The organism is Acidimicrobiales bacterium (genome assembly GCA_040219515.1).
GTDB lineage: Bacteria > Actinomycetota > Acidimicrobiia > Acidimicrobiales > Aldehydirespiratoraceae > JAJRXC01.
The window spans coordinates 206254-225252 of record JAVJSI010000012.1; the positions used below are offsets into that span (position 1 = coordinate 206254).

Consider the following 18999-nt stretch of genomic DNA (forward strand, 5'->3'; position numbering starts at 1 on the left):
CGGCATCACTCAGCGGTTGAAGAAGGCCGCGAGCATGCCGAGTTCGGTGGGTGCGCCGGGCAGGGCATCGGCCACGTCGCCTCTTCCTGCGAGGGCGTCGATCGTCTCGGTCAGGACGCCGCAGATCGCCGGCGCGTCGTCGGAGATCTCCGCGCTGACCAGGGAACCGGCCTCGTTCGTCGCCTCGATGGTGTGTCGTCCGAGACCCCGGAGCTGCACGGTGGCGACGACCGACCGACCGGTCGACCTCGATGGCACGAGCGCCATCAGCAGGCCGTAGAGCCCGACGACGCGTTCCTCCGCTTCCGAGGAAACCGCCGGCAGACCGAGTGGCAGCAACACGTCGCGCTCGTGGATCCACGAATCCCACAACAGATGTGCGACGTTCACGGTCCAGTGGGCGGTGCCGTACACCGTGGACTCGTGGGCCGTGTCACCGGCCGCCCATCGCTCGCCGACCCGGTCCCGATACGTCGACGCGGCGGAGGAGAAGCGCTCGATCGTGCGCTCCGGTGAGTCGTGGTCCGATGCGGCCAACCATTCGTCGGGGGTCGACCGTGGATCGAAACGCGGCTCGCCCTGCGAGCGGTCGACCGTCACGATCCCGGCCCCGCGGTCGAGCGCGTCCGCGAGGTGGCGAACGGTCTGGTGCACCGTCCACTCGGGGTTGCGCGATGGATGATCCCACTGCTCCCGGGTGAACGTGCGCCAGGTTTCGACGAGCCGCTGATGGTGATCCGTCAGAACTGCGGTCAGCCGGTCGTGACCGAGCACCACGCCGTCCGTCGTCGAGATTCGCCAATGCCACCCGTCGCTCATGGCAATGGCTGCGCCTTCCCCGGGCTCTGGTGGACGGCGATGGCGAGGGCCGTGAAGACCTCGTCGATCCGGTTTCCACGCATAGGCATGTAGCCAAGTATGCGCCATCTCGTTACTTGGGTAGCACCTGATCATCGGCTGGAACTCCGCCACCGAACCGTCGTAGTGGTCGCCTCACGCGTCCGCGGACGCGTGAGGGTGTGGTTCGGCGTTGGGTGTCACACCCCTGCTCATGCTGAGTCGAGCGGAGCTCGACCGACCCTCTCCGCCTCCCGGTTCCGAGCAAGCTCCTGGGTGGTCCCGTTGACAACGACTCTTCGTTTCAAGGAGACCCGCCCATGTCCGCACCAGTGTCCGTCCTCGACGCAGGCCGACTCATGCCAGTGGGTCCTTGCCGGGTCTCCCAGCGCCGCGCACCATCTCCCCGCGTCCGCGGACGCGTTCAACGGAGGCGACCTGTCCTCGTCGAAGGTGCGCACCCTGACCCGTGTCGCGACACCCGACAACGAACACGAACTCCTGGCCATCGCCGCCGACCTACCCGCCCCAGACCTACCCGCCGCAGACCTGGGTCGGGCCCTCGCCGCATGGATCAACCGCACGGCCGAGCCCGAAGAACTCGACGCTCATCAGCAGCGCCGCCGCTCGATCACCCAACGGGTCGAACCCGACGGCCGACGCGTGGCCCACCCTCGCCCAACAAAGAGTCGACGCCCTCCAACGGCTCATGCGCAACGGCACCGGCGACACGCTGACCGAACTGGTCATCCACGTCCGCGGCGACGGCTGCACCCTCGACAACGGCACCCCCATCCCCGACACGATCGGCGAACGAACCGCGTCAAAGCACGCCGTCGGCGTCGTGCTCGACATCGCCACAACCGAACGCGTCGATGAGCCTCAGTCGTCCGTGAGGGCGTCGACCAGCTTCTGGAGCTGCTCGCCGATCCATCGCCCGATGTATTCGGTGGATCCGCAGGCGTCAGGGCAGTCCAAGTCGAACTCGAAGGGCTCGATCTCGGGTTCGTCGTCTCGCTCGTCGCAGTCGTCAGGGTCGTCCACGACGTCGTCGACCCGGATCGACGCGGTCGCAGACCCGGTCGCCGTCGCCACGACGAGTGACCGGTCGTTGATCCGGTCGGGGGGGTCGGTGGTCCAATCCCCGGGCTGTCCGCTCGTCCCCTCACGCCACGACAGGAGCGTGTCGCCGTCGAGGATCCACTCGACACAGGCCCACATGCCGTCGTCGACGCGGAGATCGACGCGGGTGACGCCCATCGGTTCGAGGAACTCCTGTCGCTCGGCAGGTGAGGTGATGACGAAGTCGTGGTCGTCGAACGGACCGCCGCCGTAGGGACGGCCGAGCGAGTCGGGCAGCTGGTCATCCGACGCCTGGATCGCGAAGTCGTGCAGGAGGAGGTCCATCCCTGCGATCCCCGCGAGATGGGCGTCGACTCCGCCGGACCGGGGGGCGCTGCGGATGAGTTCGACGATCCCGGTGGGCAGGAGGACGTCGTGCATGGAGAGGAACAGCAGGGCGTTGTTGCGCTTTCGGTGCCCGGGGGTGGTCACGAGCTCCTCGGCCGTGAAGTCGGCCGAGAAGCCGTCCTCGAGGCCGCCGTCGGGCACCGCGACCTCGCTGAGGTAGTAGAAGAGAGCCGGGGCCCACCACGGTTCCTGCCCCGAATCCTGCGGGAACTCGTTGACGGCGAAGCAGCGGGCCATCTCGAAGGCGATCCACTGTCGCAGCGCCGCATCCGAGGTCGTGGTCGGCTGCGCCCAGACGACGACGTTGCACCAGTCACGCTCTTCCTCGTCGTCGAATATGGAGAGGACCTCGACATTGCCCTTGAAGGGGCTGATCGCCACGCGGATCTCCGGAACCACCCCGACCGGCTCCAGCACGGCGGCGGCGTCGGCCACCGCATCGACGACGAGGTCGACGAACGGCGCGGTGACGCCGAGGACGGGCACCTCGGTCGGGCTCGGCCCGGCCACCCAGTACTTGCCGGCCGGGATCTGGCCGGATCCCTGCTCTGCGTCGTACCAGGCCAGGCAGGCGGCGTCGTGCCAGACGGCACCGTCACCACAGTCGATCTCGGGAACCTCGGGTGTCTCCTGAACCGGCGCGCTGATCCGGACCAGGCCCCCCGGGGTCGTCGCGGGAAGGGCGACCTCGTCCTCCGCGCCGTCGCCGTTCTCGTCGCCCTCTTCGTCATCGTCGGTGGGCGTCGGGAGCCGCGGGTCGGTGTCGAGGTAGGCCAGCTCATCGGGGCGGAGCAGCCGGTCGACGAGCTCGTCGACGGCGGCCCGATCGTCGGCCGAGAGGTCGACCGTGTCGATCCACGCCAGCAACTCGGACACCGAACGGTCGACGACCCCGTCCGGCGCACGCGCGAGGCTGCTCTGGTCGTCGAGGAGGTATTCGAGCGTGGAGATGATCCCGTCCGCGAGCTCCCAGTCACCGGCGTCCACGCCACCTTCGATGTTGTGCCGGTAGGACCAGGAGCGGCGATCCGGTTCGGTGAGCTCGTCCGGGGTGACGGTCTCGATCTCGGGCTCGGCGGGGTCGGGCTGACCGCCGGGGACGCGGGCCAGGATGTCGCGGCCCAGGTCGGCGGCGACCGCTCGGTGGTCGTCCTCGTCCAGATCGGGACGGCCGAGTTCGACGCGAAAGTAGAACCCGCCCTGGTCGATCTGCTTCGCCACGCTCAGCACACCGACCTCTCCACCACCGTCGGCATCGGCTCCGCCGAACCACAGAGCCACATCGCCGACGTCGGGAACGAGTTCACCCTCCACACCGAGGAGCAGCGCCCCTTCGAGGAAGTCGGAAGTGGGACCGGGAGAGAGCGTCACGTAGTAGTCCTCGTGGCCCTCGACCCGGTGGGTGCACGTCTCGCCCTGGCTGATCCCCGGCGCGCTGAACGGGAAGCCGATCTCCTCCGACTCGAGCGCATCCAGCGCCCGGAGGGCGCCCATCATGAGCCGGCAGTCGATCGGCGGGATGCCGCTGTCGAACCCGGCCGTCGGGGGCTGCGTGTCGTCCGGCTCCGGGTCGAGAGCGACGGACGGGACCGGGTCGCTCGCGTCGCCGTCGCTGTCACCCAGGGACAGGCCGATCGCGATCACGAGGACGAGCGCGACGACCCCGCCGATGATCCACAACGCGGTCTTCGCCGGGATGGCCTCGTTCGCCGCCATGCGCCACGATAGCTACCATCCGCAGGTGTTCGCCCGGGCGGGTGGGAGATGTAACTCCCGTACACCGTTCACCTGGGTAGATGGAGCGGGTGACGAGAATCGAACTCGCGTATTCAGCTTGGGAAGCTGATGTTCTACCATTGAACTACACCCGCGGAGAGCGCTGATCGTAGCGGCTCGGGCGGGAATCGGACAGGCGGGTCAGTCCAGGGGACTTCGCCATTCGACCGTCGTTCCGCCGTCGGGATGGGCGGCCACGAGGAAGCTGCCGCGGGTGAGGCGGGCGCGTTCGGCCAGGTTGGTGTGGCCACTCTGTCGGGTCGGCGGCTCGGGCATGCCGATGCCGTCGTCGCTCACCAGCACCGTCACCATGTGGTCGCGCACGGTGACGTCGACGGCGGCGGCGGACGCCTCCGCGTGGCGGGCCACGTTGGTCAGGCTCTCACGGGCGACGGCGAGAATGTGTTCGTGCAGCGGTGCGGGCACCCGGTCGACGGGGCCATGGAACGACACCGATGGCTCGAAGCCGAGGGAGGGGATCAGGCTCGTGGCGATCTCGACCACCCGTACGCGCAGGTCGTCGGCCTGCTTCTCGCTGCGAATGTCGAAGATCACGGCGCGGATCGAGCGGATCACGTCGTCGAGGGTGGACACGCCGGCCTCGACCCGAGCGGCCTGGTCGCAGTCGGGGATGGTCGCCACGGCGGCCTGGAGGCTCATGCCGAGGGCGAAGAGCTCCTGGATGACGGTGTCGTGCATGTCCTTGGCGATGCGTTCGTGGTCTTCCGCCAGGATGCGGCGACGAGCCGACGTGATCTGGTGCTCCTCGGCGATGACGAGATCGGTCACGTCACGAACGGCGGCGATCACGAGGCTGTCGCCCAGGGGCGCGAGCGAGATCTGCACCGGGAAGTCCGAACCGTCGGCTCGGCGCGCCTCGAGGCGCTGCCCCGCACCCATGGGTCGACGCCGGGGGTCGGCATGGAAGCCCTGCCGCAGGGATGCGTGGCCACTCGAGAACTGGGCCGGGAGCAGCGACTCGACGCCGAGGCCCGTCATCCCCGTGGCGTAGCCGAACATTCGCTCGGCTTCGAGGTTGGCCTGCTGGATCGTGCCGGTCGGGTCGACCAACAGCATCGCGTCCGGAACACTTTCCCAGACGCCACGAGCGTCGATGCCGGCGAAGAGTTCGTTCACGCGCCCAGAGTAGCGATCGTCGGCCGGGAGAGCGGAGGACGTTCGACCCTTTGCCCACGCCGGCGAGGCAGGGAAGGTGAAGGAAACGACGAGAGGCGAGACCATGCGACGACACCACCCGGCGCTCCAACCCACTCCCTGGCGGGCCGCCGATCGGCCTCGCGTGCTCATCGAACATCACGATTGGGCCATCGCTACGGCTGTCGGCAACCTGTTGGTCGCCGAGGGCTATGAGGTGAGCAGCTGCGGCGGACCCAACGATCGACGCCACCACGAGTGTCCCCTCGCGCGCGGTGGTGACTGCGACCGCGCCGACGAGGCCGACATCGTGTTCTTCGGGTTGAACATCGCCGACGAGGACGACCGGGCAGTGCTTCTCGCCTGGCGAGATCGACACCCCGAGGTCCCGGTGGTCGTCGAGCTGCCGGTCTCTCGTATCCCGCTCTACCAGGACGAGCTCGAGGGATGCCTCACGGTGCCGCAGCCGATGACCAGGGAGACGCTGCTCGATGCGGTGAATCGGGCGCGCACCGTCGGCGGGTACCGCTAGAGGTACTTGCGTCGTTGGCGTTCCTCGAGGCGGGCGGCGAGCGCGGCTGCCTCGGTGCGGCGCACCATGCCCAGCTTGGCGAGCACGCTCGACACATAGTTCTTGACCGTTTTCTCCGCGATGTAGAGCTCCTCGCCGATCTGACGATTTGAGAAGCCGTCGCCGATCAGGTCGAAGACCCGACGCTCCTTGTCGGTCAGGTCATCCAGCGCCCCGGCTTCGGTGGAGCGCAGGCGCTGCATGGCCATCCGGGTCTCCGCCGCGTCGAGTAGCTGGGCCCCGCCCGCGACCTTGCGGATCGAGTCGATGAGGTCGTGGCCGCGGATCTGCTTCAGCACATAGCCCGCCGCGCCGGCCAGCGACGCGTCGACGATGGCCGCGTCGTCCTCGAACGACGTGAGGATGAGGCACTGGGTGTCGGGATGAGCGCTGCGGATCTCGCGGCAGGTCGCGATGCCGTTGCCGTCGTCGTCACCGAGGCGGACGTCGAGCACGGCGACATCGGGCGAGGTGGCGGCGACAGTGCGCAACATCTCGCGGCCGGTGCCGGCCTCACCGACGACTTCCATGTCGTCCTGCGCGTTGACCAGCTCGGCCACCCCGGTGCGGACGATCTCGTGGTCGTCGAGCAGCGCGACGCGGATCATGGCTCCAGCCTCGCGTGTCCCATGTGACGGCGTCAGACCGGGATCACGGCGGTCGGGCAGCGGGGGCGATGGATGAGGGCGGTCGTGGTCGAACCGAGGAAGAAGTGTGAGAGTCCGGTGCGGCCGCGCTGGCCGAGCACCAGCAGGTCGGCTTCATCGGATTGATTGAGCAGGACCCAGCGCGGATCGCCTTCGGCGATCTGACGTGTCACGCGGGCGCGATCGACACCAAGTTCGTCGCACACCGCGTCGGTTGCCTCGTTGACGGTGGCTTCGGCCGCCGCCCTCAACGCGCGTAGGTCGAACCGGTTGACGCCGTAGAGGATCGGCCCGTCGACCGGCGTCTGCCAGACGCTGATCGCACTGATCGTGGCCTGCGGCGACGCGTTCTTGATCGCCCATCGCAGAGCGGCGCGTGCGTGGTCGGAGTCGTCGACACCGACAACGATTCGTTCGCTGGGCGCGATGGCCGAGCTCGCTTCGTCGTGCGGCACGATGACCAGAGGTATGGGGGTGTGATCGGCGCAGTGACGGGCCACGGACCCGATGACATTGGCGCGGACCGGACCCCGTCCTCGGGTGCCGACCACCAGGAGCGCGGCGTCCTGCGCCGCGTTCACGAGTACCACGCCGGGGTCGCCGTGTTCGACCACGGGAGGCTCGTGGGCGACATCGTCGCCGAGTGCAGCCATGCACCGGTCGGCGGCCTCTCGGGCCGCCTCGGCCATCTCGGCCACAGGTGGAGCCACACCCACGCTGAGCGGGCTCGGTGCCCACGCCGAGATCGGGTAGTTCCACGAATGGACCGGCCGGATCGGTCCGAAGCACCCGGTGCGTTCCGCCGCCCAGACGAGGGCGGCCTGCGAGGCCTCCGAGCCGTCGATACCGACGATGATGGTCATGGCTTCTTCTCCTGGTCGTAGGCACCGATCGTACGCCCGGTCACCTCTGTCGCCGTGATGCGGATCACCCGTTCCTTGGCGCCGTCGGCCCAGGGGTCGGTGTCGATCTCGTGGTCGTGCATGGTGTCGAGAAGCGTGGTGGATTCGCGGGCCGTGCCGTGCACGACGACCGACCAGCCGGTGTGCGTCTCGGGGTCGAGATCGTCGATCTCGAACGCCACACGACCACCCATGATCGCGGCGGCGAGTTTCGTGCCCTCCGCGGTGCGCACGATGATCTCGTCGTCGTCGATCCGGTAGTTCACCGGGAAGATGTCGGGCTGGGAACCAACGGCGACGCCGAGTCGACCGACCGAGTGCGCGACCAGGCGCTCCCAGCACTCGTCGGTGGAAAGGCTCTGCAGCGCTGCATCGGGGGATCCGCTCATCGTCCCATTGTCGACCCCGGTGCCGACGAGCGACAGGGTCCAACGTCCCGATTCCGCCGGTGCCGGCTCGCCATCTCTTGTGTAGGGTCGCCGTCCGATGGCCGAACTGCGATTCACCTTCGGGACGATGGGCTCGGGCAAGTCCACCCAGGCCCTCCAGATCCATCACAATCTGCGCGCCCGTGGGCTCCACACGATTCTCACCACCCAACTCGACCGCGCCGCGGGTCGTGTCTCGAGCCGTCTCGGCGTGTCGGCTGACGCCGAGATCGTCGAGCCCGGCACCGATCTGTTCGACCTCGTGCGCCGGCGCATGGCCCGCCAGGGCAGCGTCGACGCGGTGATCTGCGACGAGGTCCAGTTCTACCGTCCGACCCAGTGCGAGCACCTGGCCCGGGTGGTCGACGAACTCGCGGTCGACGTCTACGCGTTCGGCCTGCTCACCAGCTTCCAGGGAGAACTGTTCCCCGGCACCGTGCGCATGCTCGAGCTGGCCGATCAGCGCATCGAGATCCAGGTCGAGGCCCGGTGCTGGTGCGGCGCCCGCGCCACCCACAACGCCCGCTTCGTCGACGGCAATCAGGTGGTGTCGGGCCAGCTCAAGGTGGTCGGCGATACCGGTGGTCCCACGGCCGGCGAGGTCACCTACGACCTGCTGTGTCGGGCCCACTGGATGGACGGCGCCCGCAAGGCGCGCGGCTCCCAGCTCGAACTGCTCGACGCCGACGACGCCCGTTCCATGAGCGATGATGACGACCACAGCGGACCGGTCGAGGTCGACCTCGCCGCCGTCCCCACTCCCTTGAAAGCCAACCCACGTTGATCCTCTCCGACCGCTCCATCCGTGAACACCTCGAGTCCGGCAGCATCGTCATCGACCCGCTCGACCCCAAGGGGTTGCAGCCCTCCTCGGTCGACCTCCGGCTCGACCGCTGGTTCCGGGTGTTTCGCAACCACACGATGAGCCACATCGACGTGAAGACGAACCTCGAGGAGCTCACCCAGCTCGTCGAGGTGGATGAGGACGAGGCGTTCATCCTCCATCCCGGTGAGTTCGTGCTCGGCAGCACCCTCGAGCGGGTGGCGGTGCCCCACGATCTGGTGGCTCGACTGGAAGGCAAGTCGTCGCTCGGGCGGCTCGGCCTGCTCATCCATTCGACGGCCGGGTTCGTGGATGCCGGCTTCGACGGTCAGCTCACGCTCGAGCTCAGCAACGTGGCGAGCTTGCCGATCACCCTCTATCCGAACATGAAGATCGGTCAGATCTCGTTCCAACAGATGACCACGCCCGCCGAGGTTCCCTACGGGTCGGGCGCGCTCGGTTCGAAGTACAAGCATCAGCGCGGCCCGATGCCCAGCCGGTACTGGGAGAACTTCGAGTAGCAGCGACTTTTCCACACCTGTGGAAAAGTCGGGTTGGTATTCGGCGCTAGCGGTACTGCGTCGCGGTGATGATGCCGGCGAGGATCATGCCCAGCCCGAGGAGCAGGATTCCGTTGGACGTCTCCCAGATCGAGCCGACGTAATTCAGCAGGATCGTGACCACGCCGAGGCCGAGAAGACCGAACATCAGCACCGGCACCCACATCGGACTGGGCGGCAATCCCTCATGTCCCGTATGGGAAACCGTCTCCGGGGTGTATCCCTCGGGGTGGGTGCCCTTGGGGGTGACCCGCCCGCCCGACACGCGGCGCTTGTTTGGCTTCTGCGACATGTCCCGACTCTAGAGGTTTCGGCCGGCGGCGGAGTGCTGCCGGCCGAGCGAGGAATCACACGGGTGTGATTATCCCCCGGTTTATCCACAGGTTGTGGATTGTCGTGTCACTCGATCGGGGCGACCAAATCCATGTCCTCGAGGCAGTGCCGTGGGGGCTGCGGATCCTCGTCGGGGGAGATCGTCATCCGCACTTCGGCGCCACAGATGCTGCACCGGAAGGCGATCTTCACCTTGCGGAGTTCGCCGGCCGGGGGAGGCTCGGGCACCGGTTGGGCCAGGCCCCGCAGCATCGCCAGTCCGATGCGCATGATCAGGACACCGACCACCACGGCGATGATGACGTTGACGACGTTCACCCGGTCAGCCTATGGGCAGCGCACCAGCGTGGCGGCGGCGCCGCTCGGGCCGAAGGCGGCGGCGAGGACGAGTTCGCCCGGGTCGGCCCGGGCGATGGCATCCGTGAGCAGGCGCAGCTCCTCGGCCGCACCGGCATCGCCCACGGCCAGCGTGCCGCCGTCTCGATTGACCTGCGTCGGGTCGAGGTGCAGTCGGTCGATGGCCAACAGCGTGCTCGCGGCCGTCGGCTCGGTGATCTCCCAGCGGGTGATCGACGCCCGGTCGATGCCCTGGGTGGCCGCGGCCACCGCCCGCTGAAGTCCGCCGATCGGGTCGAGGGGATGGCCGGCCGAACGACCGCTGCCGAGGATCTCGGCGCCGGCCGCCGGCTCCCGGGCGAGGACCAGCACCGCGACCCCGTCGACCGGTGGCGCGAACGTGAAGCCGGTGACGGTGCCGTCGGGATCGAAGCTCGGGGCGAGGGCGCGTGCGTCGTCCGGGCGCGGGCGAAGGTCGTCGGCTCCGATCTGAGCGCCTCGCTGGATGGCAACGCCGTCGCCGGGCCGGGCGGCGATCGGGGTGATCGGTGCCGTCGTCATGGCGCGGCGTTCGAGGCCGGCGAGGGCCCAGTCGTCCTGGGCCGACCGACCGACGCCGGCCTGGACTGCCGCACGATCGGCGGCCCCGGGGCCGGGTAGCAGGCCGCCGTCGTCCTCGACCCGAGCGGCGGGTCCGTCGCCCCACGGCCGACCGTAGGTACGGCCCAGGGCGCCGGCGCCGGGGGTGACGACCGAAGCGCTGCAGACCCCGACGACCATGGCCGTGTCGATCGCCCCGGTCGCGATCGCCGCAGCGGCGAGGTGCAGTGCCGCGGTGGCACTCGTCTCGGCCCGATCGATGACGAGACCGCCGATCAGGTCTGACCAGCCGGCCGCGAGCACCGCCGCACGAGCCATGTCGGCTCCCTGCGCTCCGACCGGTTCGGCGCAGCCGACGAACACCTCGTCGATGCGGTGGTCACCTCGCGCCACCTTCATCACCTCGGCCGCCAGGTCGACCGGGTGCCATCCGGCCAGTGTGCCGTCGACGCGGGTGAAGGGACTGCGGATCGCGCGGGCGATGTGGACGGGCACCAACCCAGTCTGACCGCTAGCCGAGATCGGCGAAACAACGGAGCCCGACCGAGTCGGGCAGTCGGCCTCCGCAGGTGCGTGCGAACTCGAGGTAGCCGCTGTCGATCGGCGCCGAGTTGTAGAGCTCGTCGCACGCCTGGTTGTTGCCGTCATCGCACGCGTCCCACAGCAGATCGAGGGTGCGGTCGTCGCCGTAGGTGTCGACCGCGGCGGCGTTCGGGTCGGTGTCGCCGGCCTCATCTTCGAGGCAATCGGCGGCGGCCGCGACGGGGTCGTCGGCGGCCATCTGTTCGATCACGCAGATGGCCTCGGTCTCGGAGAAGGGTGTGCCCGTCTCGGCCGAGGCGTCGATCACGCTCTCGACGAAGGCAGGGACGCGGGACAGGTCATCGACACAGCTGACGGCGATCGACAGCAGTTCGGTGTCCTCGTCGCCGGTGATGGTGCCATCGAGCACCGCTTCGGGCTCGATGCCGGACGCGATGAGTTCCTCGAGGATGCAGCGTTGCTCGTCACCGGTGAGATCGGTGTCGATGAGCGTGCCGATGACCTCGGTCTGCTCGGGCGTGGCGACGGGCCCGGCGTCGTCGCCGCAGGCGACCACGCCGGTGGCCAGGGCGGCGACGGTCAGCAGCGAACGGATCATGGCGTGACGCTAGCGGCCGTGGTCGGCGAGGCTCGGTCGCCTCCTCGTTGCCGGTTGCCCTTGACAAGTCGCCCCGGGGCGAATAAATAAATGATTAGAGATTTACTCACCTCCAGCCCCCAGAGGAAGAAAACGACATGACCACCGCCACCCGTGACTACAAACTCATCTCGGCCGACGGTCATCTCAACGAGCCGGGCGATCTCTGGACATCGCGCGTGCCAGCGGAGTTCAAGGACCGCGTGCCCTACATCGAGCGCTTCGAAAAGGGCGATGCGTGGGTGATGAAGGGTGTCGACGGCGTTCGTCCCTTCGGCTGGGGCGCCTGTGCCGGCCGCGCGCCCGAGGAACTCGGCGAGTGGGCCTTCTTCGAGGAGATCAACAAGGGCAGCTACGACCCCGTCGCCCGGGTCGAGGAACTCGACCGAGACGGCGTCGACGCCGAGCTGCTGTTCGCGTCGGGCGTCATCGGCTGGGTGAACGGCGAGCGCGACCCGGACCTCCACCACGCCATGGTGCGCGCCTACAACGACTTCCTCTCGGAGTTCTGCAGCCACGCGCCCGAGCGCCTCGGTGGTGCGGCCCTCCTGCCCAACCGTGGTCTCGACGAATGCCTCGCCGAGCTCGAACGCCTCGAGTCGATGCCCGGCTTCGTCGCCTACTACCTGAAGGCCATGCCCGACGGTGGTACCAGCGGCATCAAGCCCGAGTACGACCGCCTCTGGGAGGCGATCCTGCAGACCGGCAAGCCGCTCACCGTCCACATCGGTCTCACCGATTCGCCGGGTGTCGGCAAGCCTGTCGAGGAGGTCGGCGGGGCCAAGAAGCTCCCCGGCACCGGTCACTTCTACCAAGCGCCAAGGCTCATGCTCGAGTTCATCTTCGAGGGCGTGCTCGACCGGTTCCCCGACCTCCAGATCATCCTGGCCGAGACCGACTGCGGCTGGATGCCGTACTTCCAGGAGCAGGCCGATGACAACTACCTGCGTCACGCCCAGGCCGACCTCAAGGACAGCAGACTCGCCATGCTGCCCAGCGAGTACATGATCAAGCACTTCCCGGCGTCCTTCATCACCGACCACTCCGCCATCGCCAACCGCGAGAAGGTCGGGGTCGACCGCATGCTGTGGTCCAACGACCATCCCCACATCACGTCCGACTGGCCGAACTCGTGGAAGACGATCAACGCCAGCATGGCCAACGTGCCGGCCGACGAACGTCAGAAGATCCTGGCCGGCAACGCCCAGCGCCTGCTCAAGTTCGGTAGCTGAGCGCCGCTACCCGACGACAACGGCGTCGCCGGGGCGGATCGTGCCCGGCGCGACGACGAGCGCGCCGATCGCCAGGAAGCCCTCGCGGTGGGCATTGATGGTGCGAAGGACATCGAGGTCGCGGTCGACCCCGGGCTGCGGACGGGTGACGATCACACAACGACCGATCCTCTTCGTGATCGAGAGTCGCACATCGCCGACGCTGATCTCGAGGTCGACGAATGCGTCCTCGCCGCCCCCGTCGACAATCAGGTTGGGGCGAAAGCGCCGACCGTCCCAGTCGCCGATCGTGCCTCTGCTGACCAGCGAGACTCGGGTGCGGGCGCTGTCGTGCCACGCCTCGCCGGGTCCCTGCCAGCTGACCCACGACTCATCGTTCTCGAAGTCCAGCGGGTTCTCGTAGGTGCCGCCATCGGCGCCGGCGGCGGAACACAACGTGACCGGCCGGTCGAGCCATTCGGAGAAGTCGGCGCTGGTGCGCAGTTCGTCGCCCGACTCGATGGTGACGACCGGTTCGCCGTCGACCATCCGGGCCGACCCGAACAGCAGACGCGGCTCGCGCCGCGCGGTGAGGACGTTGCCGGTGTGGTCGTCGACCAGACCCCAGCCCCGGTCGTGAACGATCCCGGTCGAACCGATGTCGGCGACCTCGAGACGTTCACCGCCCACGGACTTGATCGGATAGCGCCAGATCTCGACGACGTGCATCCCGGCGACGCTAGCGCCCGGACGCGACAGCGCCCGGCCGGATGACCGACCGGGCGCTGCCGAAACGTTTCGGGTTCGGCTACTGCGCCACGTAGAGACGGGCGAGGAATGCCGCCATCTGCTCACGGGTGACGTTGTCACCCGGGGAGTAGGTGGTGGGCGTGGTGCCGGTCGTGATCTCGAGGCCGTAGATCTTCGCCACGGCGTCCTTGGCGAACGAGGTCGCCGACACGTCGGTGAACGGTGTGTCCACGATCGCCGCCGTTGCGTCGTTGGCCGCCTCGTAGGTACGGGCGATGAACGCAGCCATTTGTTCACGGGTCACCAGGTCGTTCGGCGAGTAGGTCGTCGCCGAGGTGCCGGTGGTGATGCCGAGGCCGTAGATCTGCGCGATGGAGTCCTTGGCGAACGACGTGGGGGAGATGTCGGTGAAGGGGTGCGTCACGATCGGCGCATCGTCACCTGTCATCGCCTTGTACATACGGGCCAGGAACGCCGCCATCTGCTCACGGGTGACGTCGTCGCTCGGGGAGTAGGTGGTGCCGGTGGTACCGGTGGTCACGCCCAGGTTGTACAGGCAGCGCACGCCGTCGGCCGCGAACGAGGTGTCGGGGACGTCGCTGAAGGGCGTCGCCGTGTCGTTGTCGCACATGCGACCGGCCATGGTGTCGTCGGTGTCGCAGGCGAAGCCGATGCCGTCGCCGTCACCGTCGAGCTGGTCGGGGTTGGCCACGATGCGGCAGTTGTCGTCGTCATCGAGAACGCCGTCGCCGTCGTCGTCGGTGTCGCAGACGTCGCCGTCGCCGTCGCCATCGGTGTCGATCTGGTCGATGTTGCTGTCCTCGGGGCAGTTGTCGGCATCGCCGATGATCCCGTCGCCGTCGCCGGCCGGGATCACTTCGATGGTCACCGGGGTACCCACTGGTGTGAGCTCACCTTCGATAACCGCGACCCCGGAGATGGCCAGGTTGCAACCGACGAGGCCGTCCTCGACGCACTCGTACTCGGCGGGAGCGCCGTCGGCGACGCCGGTGATCACGGGGATCCACTCGTAGCTGACGGGGTAGGTCGTACCGTCGACGGGGCCCGGAATGAGCTTGATCTGGCCTGGATTCGAACCGGCGCTGGCGGCGCCCCAGCAGATGTCCGCACCGCGCTCGAGGGCCTGCGCCTGGGTGAGCATGGCGCCGTCCTTGATGGCGTTGCCGCAGCTGGTGACCGCGACGATCGAAGCACCGTCGTAGGGCCCTGACACGACGATGTCGATTGTTTCGCCTTCGATGTCGACAGGGATGGGGGTGGCGGTCGCGTCGAGCGCGCCGGCGGTTGCGGTGCCGAGTGCCATGGTCGCGAGCGCGACAATCGTGGCGATCAGCATCCTTGGCCGGCTACGCCGGGCAGAAGAGTTTCTCATGTGGTGTCCCTCCAACGGACGTGACCTCAGTCTGAATGAGCGAGGCCATGGCGCGAAGCATGGCGGCCACGCTCTGTGGCGTCAAATGTGACGGGTGCCACATTTGCCTGGGGCGACTCGTGGGCGCTCACCTACACTCCTGCGGTGATCGGTCGCTGGGTGACACACGCCCTCATCTACCTCTCCGTGTGCTCCACGGTTTCGATGGTCTGGGTGCTGCTGACCGACGGAACCGTCGACGATCTCAAGGGCTACGCCCGCACGCCCGGCGACGCGTTGACGCTCAGCTTCTGGCCTGTGTGGCTGTGGCTGCTCTGGGGCACGGCCGTCACCATGCACCTGGCGGTGATGCTCGGTCGGCTCATCCCCGGTCGCCGACCGCGCCGGGGTCTGCGCCGCGGAGCGGTGGCGAAGACGGGACATCGCCACGTCGTCGCCATGTTCACCGACCTGTCGGGGAGCACCGAAACCAACGAACGGATGGGCGACGCCGCATGGGCGACGCTGGTGCGTGACCACCGACGAACCGTGCGCGAGCTCACCGAGATCCACGGTGGCAGAGAAGTGGGCACCCAGGGTGACGGGTTCTTCGTGCGGTTCCGCGAGCCCGGACCGGCGCTGGCCTGCGCGGTCGAGATCCAGCGGCGCAGCCGGGAACAGCGCGAGCTGGGGTCGGCCCTGCCGCCGGTGCGCATCGGCATCCACCGCGGCGAGGCCGTGCACGGCGACGACGACGTGCTCGGTCAGGTCGTCAACGTGGCCGCCCGCCTGCTCGACGTGGCGGCACCCGACGAGATCGTCGTGACCGAGTCGGTGGCCGACGGCGCCGACGCGGCCGATTTCGTCGACCGTGGACTGGTGGAGCTGAAGGGCGTCGGCCGGCCGCGACACATCCTGTCGGCCAAGTGGCGCGAGTAGGTCAGGACGTCCACTTCTGGCGAAAGGCGGACCGCTCCTGTGGCGTGTAGAAGTGAGCGGCGAGCCGACTCTCATAGGCATGGTCGAGGATCTCGTCGGGAACCGTGAGCGTGTCGAGGAATCGGCGGTAGATGCCGCCGTACTGCTTGTCATCGGAGCGGTTGCTGGCCGGCGGCGTGCGGTGCGGGGTTGCCAGGAACCGAGCGAGTGCCTCTGCCCCGACCCGGTCGATGTCCTCATTGCGGACGAGGAGGACTCGGAAGCGCTCGTTGGCGTAGGTCTCATGACCTGCCGCGTGGGGAAAGGGCGTCGCGAAGACGTCGATGCCGGTGGTCGACTCGAGCTCCTGGGAAAACCAGTCGAAGGAAGCGCCGCGCCAATAGGTGGCGACCCAGCGGGCGCGGAGTTCGTCGAGGTCGACCTCGTCCGGGGCGAGGGTCGGATCGACGTTGTCGGAACGCTCGCCGGCGTGGAAGAACGCCGAGATCGACCGGGCGACCGGATCGCGTACACCCGTCACGATCTCCCATTTGGGATCCGTCGGGCTCGTCGACGCGAAGCGCCGGGCGAGATACTCGCTGCGCCAGAGACCGCCGTAGCCGGCTCGCCAGACCTTGGTCGAACGAAGCGTCGGCGGATGGATCTCCCGTTGGGTGGCCTCCGCCGCCCGGCCCCGTGGCGATAGCCGATGGGCGGGCAGCGCGGCGCGGCCACCGGCGCGGGCGGTGTGGAGCAATGTGGTCGACCCCACCTTCGGCAGGGAGTAGACGACGAGCGGGCGAGCGCCGTACGTGCGGCGCAGGTGGAGGGCGTAGACACGATGGTCCAGGCCCGTGCCGGTGAGCAGCCGCCGGATCGCGCCCGTGGCCCCGTGCACGATCGGCCGCCTCATCACCCGGCGGACTCTACTGCGGCGCCCGGATAGGTTCAGCCCATGGCCGAATCCCCGTGCTGCTGTGGCAGCGGAATCGTTGAGGCCCGGTGTTGCCGACCGATACTCGACGGGGAACGACCGGCTGCCACCGCCGAGCAGCTCATGCGGTCGCGGTTCACGGCGTTCGCGATCGGCAACGTCGACCACCTCCTCCGAACGTGGGCGCCGGAGACCCGGCCACGGCGGATCGACCTCGACGGCTCGCGGCGCTGGACTCGGCTGGAGGTGATCGACACGGTGAACGGTCGGGAACTCGCGACCACCGGCATCGTGGAGTTCCGGGCCCACTACGAGTCGGCCGGCCGGGCCGGGTCGCTGCACGAGCGGAGCAGCTTCCGGCGTCACGAGGGCCGCTGGGTCTACGTCGACGGGGTCGCCGACCCCTGATCGCTTGCGCGGAATGGCTTCGCGCGGACAGCGCGCGACGTGGCAGCCCCGAAAGATCGCGACGAGACTTCCGCGATGTTGTTCAGTGCGCACGTGGTCGACTCCAGTCCGATCGCCGCACTACGACGCCGCACCCCGCAGGCCGGTGATGTCCCCGGTCTGCGCTCCGCTCGCAATGGCATCGCCGCGCCGTTCACGCGAGGAGTTCTGCCGCGGCCGCAGCTCCGTCGCGAGGTGCTGCTGGCCGGATGGGACGACGAGGCGGCCCTCGACCGTTTCCTCACCGACGACCCCAGCGGTCGGGTGTTCGCCGACGGCTGGGAACTGCGGATGGAGCTTCATCGCGCCGTCGGCGTGTGGCCCGGACTCGATGCGGCCTCGACGCAGGAAGCGGCGGCCGAGGGGCACGAGGGTGACGGACCGAGTGTGGCGATCACGATCGGCACGGCCTACGCCCGCACCCTCGTGCCGTTCATGCGGGTCAACAGCGGTCTCGAGGACCAGTTTCTCGACACGCCGTCGGGACTCTGGGGCACGGCGCTGTCGAACATCCCACAACGGCTGGTGGCCACGCTCACCGTCTGGGAGTCGGGCGACGCGGCGATCGACTACATGAGGTCGGGCGCCCACGGAGCAGCGGCGTCCGCGCACTACGACCCGAAGAAGGATCCCACCGGCCACACCTTCGTGACCGGCGGCGGGTTTCTCGGGTTCCGGCCGTTGTCGAGTCGAGGATCGGTCGGCGGCAAGAACCCGATCTCACCGTCGATCATCGGCCTCTGACACTCAGCGATAGAGGTCGCCGCTCAGGTACTTGAGTCCCGAGTCGGGCTGCACGGTCACCACTCGATGGTTCGGCCCGAGCTCGCGGGCGAGACGGGTGGCGGCCAGGATGCTGGCGCCGCCGCTGGGCCCGGTCCACACACCCTCGGTGCGAGCCAATTCACGAGCCGTTGCGAACGCGTCGGCGGTGCTCACCGCATCGGTCCGGTCGTAGCTGTCGGGAGTGATGAGTGCGGGGACGAAGCCGACGCCGCCGCCCTCGATCATGTGGGTTCCCGCCGGTCCGCCGGCGATCACGGCGGACTCCGCTGGTTCGACCACGGTGCGGATCACGTCGGGCCAGCGCTCCCGGAGGGGTCGAGCCGTACCCGTGAAGGCGCCGCCCACCCCCACGTAGAGGGCGAGGCCGTGGACCTCGCCGTCGATCTGATCGACCAGTTCCCGGCCGATCTCGAGGTAGCCGTCGAGTGTGTCGAGATTGTTGAACTGGTCGGTGGGAAACGCCCCTTCGTCGCGCACGATCTCGGCGGCTCGGGCCTGCATCTGCGGGATGAGCTCGGGGTGGATGCCCGTGTCGCTGTGAATGAGCTCGAGGTCGGCGCCGAAGGCGCGCATCGTTGTCAGCTTCTCCTCGGCGAACACGTTCGATGAGACGATGCGGATCGGGTAGCCCTTGATGCTGCACACGAAGGCCAGCGAGCTACCCGTTGAGCCGCCCGTGTACTCGACGACGGGTTGTCCGGGCTGGAGTTCGCCGCGCCGTTCGGCTCCCTCGATCATGGCCAGTGCCATGCGGTCCTTGTAGGAGCCCGTTGGGTTGGCGGCCTCGAGCTTCACCCACACCTCTGCGGCATCAGGACCGGGGAAGGTCGAGAGCTGCACGACCGGGGTATTGCCGATGCCGGCGAGGGCACCGGGGCGAGAGGTCATGCGCGAACCGTAGTCAGGTCGCGTCGACCCCGCTCGGGGACGCCAGCGCGCGTCGGGTCCGAAATCGGGCAGGCT

At 68.4% G+C, this 18999-nt stretch carries 21 protein-coding genes, 1 tRNA gene and 2 pseudogenes; 7 read left to right on the forward strand and 17 right to left on the reverse strand.

The genetic code is table 11. The features are described 5' to 3' along the window. Nucleotides 1–9: 9 nt before the first annotated feature. From RIB98_11795 to RIB98_11810, 4 genes are all read right to left on the reverse strand, one after another. Complete coding sequence (locus tag RIB98_11795; GenBank protein MEQ8841657.1) at nt 10–819, reverse strand: maleylpyruvate isomerase family mycothiol-dependent enzyme; 810 nt, start codon at nt 817–819, stop codon at nt 10–12. Nucleotides 820–1719: 900 nt separating this feature from the next. After that, nucleotides 1720–4023 carry a hypothetical protein gene (locus RIB98_11800; protein MEQ8841658.1) on the reverse strand — a complete coding sequence of 768 codons (2304 nt, stop codon included), beginning with the start codon at nt 4021–4023 and terminating at the stop codon, nt 1720–1722. An 81-nt stretch (nt 4024–4104) separates the two neighbouring features. Further along, nucleotides 4105–4178 (reverse strand) — tRNA-Gly (locus RIB98_11805). A 46-nt stretch (nt 4179–4224) separates the two neighbouring features. Then, on the reverse strand, nt 4225–5220 hold the full coding sequence (locus tag RIB98_11810; GenBank protein ID MEQ8841659.1) for a PAS domain S-box protein: 996 nt from the start codon (nt 5218–5220) through the stop codon (nt 4225–4227). 103 nt (nt 5221–5323) lie between these two features. Between RIB98_11810 and RIB98_11815 the strand changes: the two genes are divergently transcribed. Then, nucleotides 5324–5770, forward strand: a complete 447-nt coding sequence (locus RIB98_11815; GenBank protein MEQ8841660.1) for a hypothetical protein — start codon at nt 5324–5326, stop codon at nt 5768–5770. On the opposite strand, the gene RIB98_11820 is transcribed toward RIB98_11815, so the two are convergent. Genes RIB98_11820 through RIB98_11830 form a run of 3 tightly spaced genes read right to left on the reverse strand, consistent with a single transcriptional unit; the run spans nt 5767 to nt 7747 of the window. Further along, nucleotides 5767–6417 (reverse strand): response regulator transcription factor, encoded by a 651-nt coding sequence (locus RIB98_11820; protein ID MEQ8841661.1) that lies wholly within the window; start codon nt 6415–6417, stop codon nt 5767–5769. The genes RIB98_11815 and RIB98_11820 overlap by 4 nt on opposite strands. A 32-nt stretch (nt 6418–6449) precedes the next feature. Further along, entirely contained in the window at nt 6450–7319 is an 870-nt protein-coding gene (locus RIB98_11825; protein MEQ8841662.1) for a universal stress protein, read from the reverse strand. After that, on the reverse strand, nt 7316–7747 hold the full coding sequence (locus RIB98_11830; protein MEQ8841663.1) for a pyridoxamine 5'-phosphate oxidase family protein: 432 nt from the start codon (nt 7745–7747) through the stop codon (nt 7316–7318). Before RIB98_11830 ends, RIB98_11825 begins: the two co-directional genes overlap by 4 nt. Before the next feature lie 97 nt (nt 7748–7844). Here RIB98_11830 and RIB98_11835 point away from each other — a divergent pair, with 97 nt between their 5' ends. Together RIB98_11835 and dcd are read left to right on the forward strand one after the other, a co-directional pair. Further along, nucleotides 7845–8570, forward strand: coding sequence for a thymidine kinase (locus RIB98_11835; protein ID MEQ8841664.1), 726 nt, complete (start codon nt 7845–7847; stop codon nt 8568–8570). Continuing rightward, complete coding sequence (gene dcd, locus RIB98_11840; GenBank protein ID MEQ8841665.1) at nt 8567–9130, forward strand: dCTP deaminase; 564 nt, start codon at nt 8567–8569, stop codon at nt 9128–9130. The genes RIB98_11835 and dcd overlap by 4 nt, the downstream gene beginning before the upstream one ends. 46 nt (nt 9131–9176) lie before the next feature. Here dcd and RIB98_11845 read toward each other — a convergent pair whose 3' ends face one another. The 4 genes from RIB98_11845 to RIB98_11860 all read right to left on the reverse strand — a co-directional run bounded on the left by RIB98_11845 (nt 9177) and on the right by RIB98_11860 (nt 11579). Next, nucleotides 9177–9461: a cell division protein CrgA gene (locus tag RIB98_11845; protein ID MEQ8841666.1), complete on the reverse strand. Its 285-nt coding sequence runs from the start codon at nt 9459–9461 to the stop codon at nt 9177–9179. Nucleotides 9462–9568: 107 nt separating this feature from the next. Next, complete coding sequence (locus RIB98_11850) at nt 9569–9820, reverse strand: hypothetical protein (protein MEQ8841667.1); 252 nt, start codon at nt 9818–9820, stop codon at nt 9569–9571. A gap of 9 nt (nt 9821–9829) precedes the next feature. Next, nucleotides 9830–10933 carry a hypothetical protein gene (locus tag RIB98_11855; GenBank protein MEQ8841668.1) on the reverse strand — a complete coding sequence of 368 codons (1104 nt, stop codon included), beginning with the start codon at nt 10931–10933 and terminating at the stop codon, nt 9830–9832. Nucleotides 10934–10949: 16 nt separating this feature from the next. Next, a complete protein-coding gene (locus RIB98_11860; GenBank protein ID MEQ8841669.1) occupies nt 10950–11579 on the reverse strand; it encodes a hypothetical protein in 630 nt (209 codons plus the stop codon). A 137-nt stretch (nt 11580–11716) separates the two neighbouring features. On the opposite strand from RIB98_11860, the gene RIB98_11865 reads away from it, so the two are divergent. Further along, a complete protein-coding gene (locus RIB98_11865) occupies nt 11717–12850 on the forward strand; it encodes an amidohydrolase family protein (protein MEQ8841670.1) in 1134 nt (377 codons plus the stop codon). A 6-nt stretch (nt 12851–12856) separates the two neighbouring features. Here the strand turns inward: RIB98_11865 and RIB98_11870 are convergent, their stop codons facing one another. From RIB98_11870 to RIB98_11885, 4 genes and pseudogenes are all read right to left on the reverse strand, one after another. After that, nucleotides 12857–13558: an MOSC N-terminal beta barrel domain-containing protein gene (locus RIB98_11870; protein MEQ8841671.1), complete on the reverse strand. Its 702-nt coding sequence runs from the start codon at nt 13556–13558 to the stop codon at nt 12857–12859. Nucleotides 13559–13637: 79 nt separating this feature from the next. Further along, on the reverse strand, nt 13638–14222 hold the full coding sequence (locus tag RIB98_11875; protein ID MEQ8841672.1) for an S-layer homology domain-containing protein: 585 nt from the start codon (nt 14220–14222) through the stop codon (nt 13638–13640). 12 nt (nt 14223–14234) lie between these two features. Continuing rightward, nucleotides 14235–14342, reverse strand: a pseudogene (locus RIB98_11880) (hypothetical protein). Nucleotides 14343–14384: 42 nt separating this feature from the next. Continuing rightward, a pseudogene (locus tag RIB98_11885) lies at nt 14385–14972 on the reverse strand (hypothetical protein). 144 nt (nt 14973–15116) lie between these two features. Between RIB98_11885 and RIB98_11890 the strand changes: the two are divergent. Then, on the forward strand, nt 15117–15890 hold the full coding sequence (locus RIB98_11890) for an adenylate/guanylate cyclase domain-containing protein (GenBank protein ID MEQ8841673.1): 774 nt from the start codon (nt 15117–15119) through the stop codon (nt 15888–15890). A 1-nt stretch (nt 15891) separates the two neighbouring features. Here RIB98_11890 and RIB98_11895 read toward each other — a convergent pair whose 3' ends face one another. Next, the gene (locus tag RIB98_11895) at nt 15892–16782 is read right to left on the reverse strand and encodes a putative capsular polysaccharide synthesis family protein (protein ID MEQ8841674.1); all 891 of its coding nucleotides are present in this window, start codon (nt 16780–16782) and stop codon (nt 15892–15894) included. Between the two features lie 42 nt (nt 16783–16824). Between RIB98_11895 and RIB98_11900 the strand changes: the two genes are divergently transcribed. Beyond that, nucleotides 16825–17211: a YchJ family metal-binding protein gene (locus RIB98_11900; GenBank protein MEQ8841675.1), complete on the forward strand. Its 387-nt coding sequence runs from the start codon at nt 16825–16827 to the stop codon at nt 17209–17211. 75 nt (nt 17212–17286) lie between these two features. Continuing rightward, nucleotides 17287–17994, forward strand: coding sequence for a hypothetical protein (locus tag RIB98_11905; GenBank protein MEQ8841676.1), 708 nt, complete (start codon nt 17287–17289; stop codon nt 17992–17994). A 3-nt stretch (nt 17995–17997) separates the two neighbouring features. Here the strand turns inward: RIB98_11905 and RIB98_11910 are convergent, their stop codons facing one another. Beyond that, nucleotides 17998–18924, reverse strand: coding sequence for a cysteine synthase family protein (locus tag RIB98_11910; GenBank protein ID MEQ8841677.1), 927 nt, complete (start codon nt 18922–18924; stop codon nt 17998–18000). Nucleotides 18925–18999: the final 75 nt, after the last annotated feature.